Origin of the sequence: Halorubrum sp. SP9 (genome assembly GCF_005435015.1) — an archaeon.
In the GTDB taxonomy this organism is placed as follows: domain Archaea; phylum Halobacteriota; class Halobacteria; order Halobacteriales; family Haloferacaceae; genus Halorubrum; species Halorubrum sodomense.
The window spans coordinates 1-379 of the sequence record NZ_SGXU01000462.1 but is presented as its reverse complement, the minus strand read 5'-3'; the positions used below and the strand labels follow the sequence as shown (position 1 = coordinate 379).

General features: G+C 56.2%; 1 protein-coding gene. It reads left to right on the top strand.

Annotation, left to right across the window (positions count from 1 at the left end; translation table 11 throughout):
• Positions 1-264: 264 nt before the first annotated feature.
• Positions 265-379, top strand: a 115-nt coding sequence (locus EXE45_RS18260) for a glutaredoxin (protein ID WP_137695151.1), incomplete at its 3' end; no start/stop codon positions are given.

Sequence of the window (379 nt, the reverse complement as noted above, 5' to 3'; positions counted from 1 at the left end):
AAGTTCGGCCTCACCGTCGACGACATCATCGATACTGTTCACCCCTTCCCGACGTTCAGCGAAGCGTTCAAGCAAGCGTGTCAGGCGTTCCGCAGGGATACGTCGACGATGAGCTGCTGTATCGAGTGAGTCGTCTCCGAAGGAATCACGAGAGATTCCGGCGGTGTTTGTCCGTTCGTCCCGCCAGCCACACGCTCGTGTGAATTCAGTTCACAGCCGCGAAGAGTGTTTAATGCGGCTGCGCTCACTATCTACCCAGTTCTAATGCTTGAACTCTACCGGCTCCCCGGTTGCCCGTACTGCGCGAAGGTCGAAACCAAACTGGACGAACTGGGCCTGGAATACGAGACGCACAACGTACTCCCATTCCGATTTCTCC